At 39.0% G+C, this 6,223-nt stretch carries 4 protein-coding genes; 1 reads left to right on the plus strand and 3 read right to left on the minus strand.

The genetic code is table 11. The annotated features are described in order from the left end of the window. The first annotated feature begins 41 nt into the window (after window positions 1–41). Entirely contained in the window at window positions 42–3,320 is a 3,279-nt protein-coding gene (infB, locus tag D0T08_RS21815) for a translation initiation factor IF-2 (RefSeq protein ID WP_229239022.1), read from the plus strand. Window positions 3,321–3,390: 70 nt separating this feature from the next. Here the strand turns inward: infB and D0T08_RS21820 are convergent, their stop codons facing one another. The 3 genes from D0T08_RS21820 to map all read right to left on the minus strand — a co-directional run bounded on the left by D0T08_RS21820 (window position 3,391) and on the right by map (window position 5,785). After that, complete coding sequence (locus D0T08_RS21820; protein WP_116984834.1) at window positions 3,391–3,783, minus strand: DUF1398 domain-containing protein; 393 nt, start codon at window positions 3,781–3,783, stop codon at window positions 3,391–3,393. 79 nt (window positions 3,784–3,862) lie between these two features. Continuing rightward, a complete protein-coding gene (locus D0T08_RS21825) occupies window positions 3,863–4,900 on the minus strand; it encodes an aldo/keto reductase (protein WP_116984836.1) in 1,038 nt (345 codons plus the stop codon). A 123-nt stretch (window positions 4,901–5,023) separates the two neighbouring features. Next, window positions 5,024–5,785 carry a type I methionyl aminopeptidase gene (map, locus tag D0T08_RS21830; protein WP_116984837.1) on the minus strand — a complete coding sequence of 254 codons (762 nt, stop codon included), beginning with the start codon at window positions 5,783–5,785 and terminating at the stop codon, window positions 5,024–5,026. Window positions 5,786–6,223: the final 438 nt, after the last annotated feature.

Below are 6,223 nucleotides of genomic sequence, written 5' to 3' on the forward strand. Positions count from 1 at the left end.
ACAACAGATTTTTAATTTACTTTATGATAGAATCAAAAGAAATGCGAATAAGCCTTGCGGCGAAAAAACTAAACGTTGGTATTACTACCATCGTAGAGAAATTAGCGGGTAAGGGGCATCGTATTGATAACAATCCAAACGCCAAACTCAATTTTGAGCAATTAAATATCTTATCAAAAGAATTTAATAGTTCTTCTTTGCTGGAGGAGAGTTCGGCTTCAAAACCTGCTGAAGAACCAAAATCTACTTCATCAGGTGATATGGATATCCTTTATTTTAGAGATCAACCAAAAGTCGAAGAGAAAAAAGTAGAGAAAACTCCTGAACAACCGGTGGAGGTAATCCGTGCAGAGCAAAAGCTGCAAGGCCCGACCGTTTTAGGGAAAATAGATTTAGATAGGAAACCCTCTACACCATCGACACCAATAACACCGGAGCCTCCTAAAACCGAACCTATAGTTGCTGAAAAAGCTAAGGTTGAAGAATCTCCGAAACCTGTAGCTGAACCTGTTAAAACAGTAGTAGAACCACCTAAGGTTGAAGAGAAAGTAGAACCAAAGGTAGAAAAAGCAGTTGAAGAGGTAAAACCCCCCGTTTTGGAAACTCAGAAAGAAGCTCCTAAAGTAACAGTAGAGCCTCAAAAACCTGCTGAAACACCGAAAACTCCGTTCCAACAGAACAGAGATAACCAAGGTAATAGGGATTATCCTCAAAACAGGGATAATCAAGGCAACAGAGATAATTATCAGAATCGGGATAATCGTCCGAATCGTGATAATAATCAACAAAATAGAGATTTTTCTCAGAACAGAGATAGAAATAACCAGGGCCAAGGCAATAGAGATTTTAATAATAGAGATAATAGGGACCAGAACAGAAACAGTAACTGGAATAACCCGAATAGACCTAATACTAATCCGAATAACCCGAACCAAGGCCAGAGTAACAGAGATTTTGCCAATAGAGATAATAGGGGTGGAGACCAGAACAGACCACCAAGACCTCCTCAACAGGGGCAACAAGGTCAGAGCGGCTATCAGAACACCAAACCTACTTATGAGCAAAGACCTCAGAGTCCGGCATTTAAGAAGCCTACACCACCGCCAGTAGAGGAGCAAGAAGACGATGAACCTGAATTAATTCAGGCAAGAGGTGAAAAACTGCAGGGCTTGAAAGTATTAGGTAAAATTGAACTACCAGTTGAGAAAAAAGGTAGCTCAAGCTCTAGCGCCGAAGATGCTAAACGTAAGCGTAAACGCAAACGTGTGAAGAGAGCTGAAAAGGTAAATAGCAATGAAGGCGGTGCAGTTAAACCTAAAAATCCTGCAACAACAGGAGGTGGTACAGCAAATGCTAACAAAAAACCAGATCCGAAGAAGAAGAAAGAGCGTCGTGAAGAGGTATCTCAAACTGAGGTAAAAGAGCAGATTAAGCAAACGATGGCTCGTATGCAGACCAAAGGGCCTGACTTCGGAGCGAAATATCGTAAGGATAAACGTAAGATGCGTGCGGATCAGGAGGAACAACGTGTTTTACAAGAGCAAGAGGACAGCAACATACTGAAAGTAACAGAGTTTATCTCTGCCGCTGAATTAGCGTCAATGATGGATGTATCAGTTACTCAGGTAATCTCTGCGGCTATGAAAATGGGTATGTTTATATCTATTAATCAGCGCCTTGATGCTGAGGTAATTCAGATGATTGCCCTTGATTTTGAATATGATGTCCAGTTTATCTCGGCCGAAGACGAAGTTCAGACTGATACTGTAGATAAAGACGCAGATGTTGAAGATATAGACCCAAGAGCACCGATTGTCACCATCATGGGACACGTTGACCACGGTAAAACCTCATTACTCGATTACATTCGTCGTGCACGTGTAGCAGCCGGTGAGGCAGGGGGTATTACCCAACACATTGGTGCCTACTCGGTAGAGATGAAAGAAGGACCGAATAAAGGTAAAAAGATTACTTTCCTTGATACTCCGGGTCACGAAGCCTTTACGGCCATGCGTGCCAGAGGTGCAAAGGTCACAGACGTAGTAATTGTTGTAGTAGCGGCTGACGACAGTGTGATGCCACAGACCCGTGAGGCAATTAATCACGCGCAAAATGCTGGAGTACCAATTGTATTTGCTATCAACAAAATTGATAAACCTGGTGCAAACCCAGCTAAAATACGTGAAGATTTATCGAAAGAGAATATTCTGGTTGAAAGCTGGGGTGGTAAATATCAGGAACAGGAAGTATCTGCTAAACAAGGTATCGGTATCGCTGAGTTGCTTGACAAAGTTTTACTTGAAGCCGAATTGCTTGAATTAAAATCCAACTCTGACCGGTCGGCGGTAGGTACAGTAATTGAAGCATCTTTAGATAAAGGTCGTGGATATGTGGCTACTATACTGGTACAAAACGGTACACTCAAAGTCGGAGATATTATTCTTGCAGGGCCATACTTTGGTCGTGTAAGAGCAATGATCGATGATTTAGGTAATAGAATCAAAGAGGCTGGACCATCAACGCCTGTTCAGATTTTAGGTTTACCTGGTGCACCTCAAGCAGGTGATAAGTTCAACATTATGGAGACTGAACGTGAGGCACGTGAAATTGCGAACAAACGTGAGCAGATTATCCGTGAGCAAAGTTTAAGAGCCAGAAAACATATCACATTGGAAGAAATTGGCCGTCGTAAAGCTATCGGTACTTTCCACCAGTTAAACGTAATTGTGAAAGGTGACGTGGATGGTTCAGTAGAGGCCTTGTCTGACTCATTATTGAAACTATCAACTGATGAAGTACAAGTGAGCATCATTCACAAAGGTGTTGGACAAATCTCTGAATCTGATGTGAACCTTGCCTCAACTGCCGATGCCATTATTATCGGCTTCCAGGTTCGTCCTTCAAACAGTGCGAGAAGAATAGCTGACCAGGAAGAAATTGAAATCAGATTGTATTCTATCATCTATGATGCTATCAACGAAATCAGAGATGCAATGGAAGGCTTACTGGCACCGAAAGAGGAAGAAACAGTTGTTGGAACAATCGAGGTAAGAGAAGTATTCAAAATCAGCAAGGTAGGATCTATTGCCGGATGTTATGTTACAGATGGTAGCTTCAAACGTAATAACAAAGTACGTGTAATCAGAGAAGGTATCGTTATTCATGAGGGAGAAATTTCTGCATTAAAACGCTTCAAAGATGATGTGAATGAAGTAAGAACTAATTTTGAGTGTGGTTTGAGTATCAAAGGTTTCAATGACATTGAGGTAGGCGATACTATCGAAAGTTATGAAATTAAAGAAGTAAAACGTACACTTTAAGATTAGTAATCATAAAATCAAAAGGCTTCCCCAAATGGGAGGCCTTTTGTGTTTCTGCTTTGTTAGAGTCTTAAACACCTTGGATGGTCTCAACTAACATCGCATTAGCTTTTTTATTATAATAAGTGCAAGTCATATTGATTAGGTCAGATACCCATTTTTCTACACCTGTTTCTGCTGCTTGTGTGCAGAAAGTAGGGTAATCAGATTGGCCTTGCTGATGTTGTTTCAAATAATTCTGAAATTCAGACATTTTACTTTCTTCAGCGATTGTCTTGACAGGGTATTTTGACTCAGAAGTAAGCGTGTATTTATCCTTACCAATAAATTGGGAATGCCCATCATTTACATAAGTTGTATACTTTAAAATTCCTAATTGCGATAGTTCCTGAATATAATTCGGGAAATCAGCTCCACTTTTTACTTTCGCATGTGCTTCTTTGATTTGATTGAGTGTAAACATTTTCTGATGGTTTTAAATTTCAACAAAGGTCGATATTATCCCTCCGTTGGAATTGTAAAAAAACGTTTACTTCCACCCCTTAATAAAATTTAGGCGGAGGATTCAAAGTCAGATTCTGACGTTGATGCCAATACGGATAAATAGGGGGTACCTCACTTGCTTTATCTAATCTTTTTACCTGTTCAGTTGTCAGGTTCCAGCCTATAGCTTCAAAGTTTTCTTTCAATTGTTTTTCATTTCTGGCACCGATAATAATACTTGAAACGGTTGGTCTTTGCACTAACCAGTTGATCGCAACTTGTGCAATGGTTTTTCCGGTTTCTGCTGCAATTTCTTCTAGGACGTCAACCACATTATAAAGAAGTTCATCATCTACCACCGCTGATGGAACAGGACTTCCTCCCTGTGCTGTACGAGTATCGGTAGGCTTAGGATGATTACGTTTATATTTACCGCCTAATAAACCTGCTGCCAAAGGAGACCATACTATAGCACCAACCTTCTGGTCAATTCCTAATGGCATCAACTCCCACTCATAATCGCGGTTAGTCAAGGCATAATATACCTGATGTGCTACATAACGATTCCACCCATATTTTTCTGAAATAGCTAAAGATTTCATCAAATGCCAGCCTGAAAAGTTAGAAGCTGCCAGGTATCTGATTTTACCACATTGTACTAAATCATCAAGTGTACGAAGTGTTTCCTCAACAGGTGTCACACCATCAAAACCGTGCATATGGAAAATATCAATATAATCGGTATTCAGTCGCTTCAAGCTGCCTTCAACTTGTTTCAATAAATGAAAACGAGAAGACCCCTGATTGTTTGGCCCTTTACCAAAAGTAAAAGTAGCTTTGGTAGAAATCAATAGCTGGTCTCTTTTTCCGGCGATGGCCTTGCCCAATATTTCTTCCGATAATCCCTGTGAATATACATCTGCCGTGTCAAATAAATTAATACCTGCTTCAAGGCATAAATCAACCAGGCGGGTTGCTTCTTCTACCTGTGTGCTTCCCCAGGCCTTGAAGAATTCACCGCTACCACCAAAAGTGGCAGTACCGAAACTTAAAACTGAAACATTTAAACCAGATGCTCCTAATTGTCTGTATTCCATTTTTATTTAGTGATTTAGTGAATGTGTGATTGAGTGATTATTTTATCAGAGAGGACTTAAGGAGCAAAAGTGATTGCTTGAATGAAGTATTATAATTTAATCACTCATTCACTCAATAAATTACTACCATATTCCATTCATTTCCGTGAGAATGATGGGTTTATCAGCTGTTACTACAATGGTATGCTCATGTTGAGCTACATAGCCGCCTTTATTGCCTAATAGTGTCCAGCCATCGCTTTGAGTATCCGCCATCGTTGAATGGGTTGAAATAAAGGTTTCCACTGCAACTACAGAGTTCTTTCTGAATCTTGTTGTATTATATCTGTCATAGTAATTGGCAATTTCTTGTGGCTCTTCATGCAGACTTCTACCTACACCATGTCCCGTAAGATTTCTGATGACCTTATAGCCGGATTTCTTTGCCTCGGTTTCAATGAGTTTACCAATATCTGCTATTTTAACTCCACCCTTTATCTGGTCGATAGCTTTTTTCAATATGCGTTTAGAAGCTTGAACTAATTCCTGATGCTGATAAATATCTTCATCTAAAACAAACGAACCACCATTATCAGCCCAGTAACCATTCAACTCAGCCGAAACATCAATATTAATCAAATCTCCTGATTGTAAGACAGTTTTATGTGAAGGAATACCATGAGCTACTTCATTATTGACACTGATACAGGTGGTGCCCGGAAAACCATAAGTAAGAGAGGGTGCCGGTTTAGCCCCTAAATTATCTAATATTTTAGCACCATAATCGTCCAGTTCTTTAGTGGTCATGCCAGGTTTAACATAATTACGCATTTCTTTTAAAGTAAGGGCTACAGCTTCACTCACTTTTTTCATACCTTCTAACTCTGATTCTTTAGTAATCGACATAGTTTTTAGTTTATGCTTTTTATGGCAACAAATGGATGAACTATATGATTCACAGAAAAATTGAATGTTTGAATATTTTGAATGAGATATTGCTGAGGAGGTGAAAAAGATAGCATTTGTTTTATATAAACCTATTGACGATTCTAGATGTATTATTACTTTAAAACTACAGATTTAAAGACAAAAGAGAAAAAATAGCAACATAAATTGGACCAAATCCAAATTATCAGAAAGGTTAAAAATAATTTAAATAAAGTAAAACATTCAAATTGAACAAAATGTTATAAGGCCGATTGAATAACACTCACCTAATAATGAAGTTGTCTAAAGTTAATTAGGTAGAAATAAATAAGGTTGACAAGTGTTAAGTTTGTAATCACGACAAAACAATCAAAACACGAATCAACCATGCTCAAATTAACGAAAAAAATAATTAAC

Origin of the sequence: Emticicia sp. C21 (assembly GCF_003418935.1) — a bacterium.
Classification (GTDB): Bacteria; Bacteroidota; Bacteroidia; order Cytophagales; family Spirosomataceae; genus Emticicia.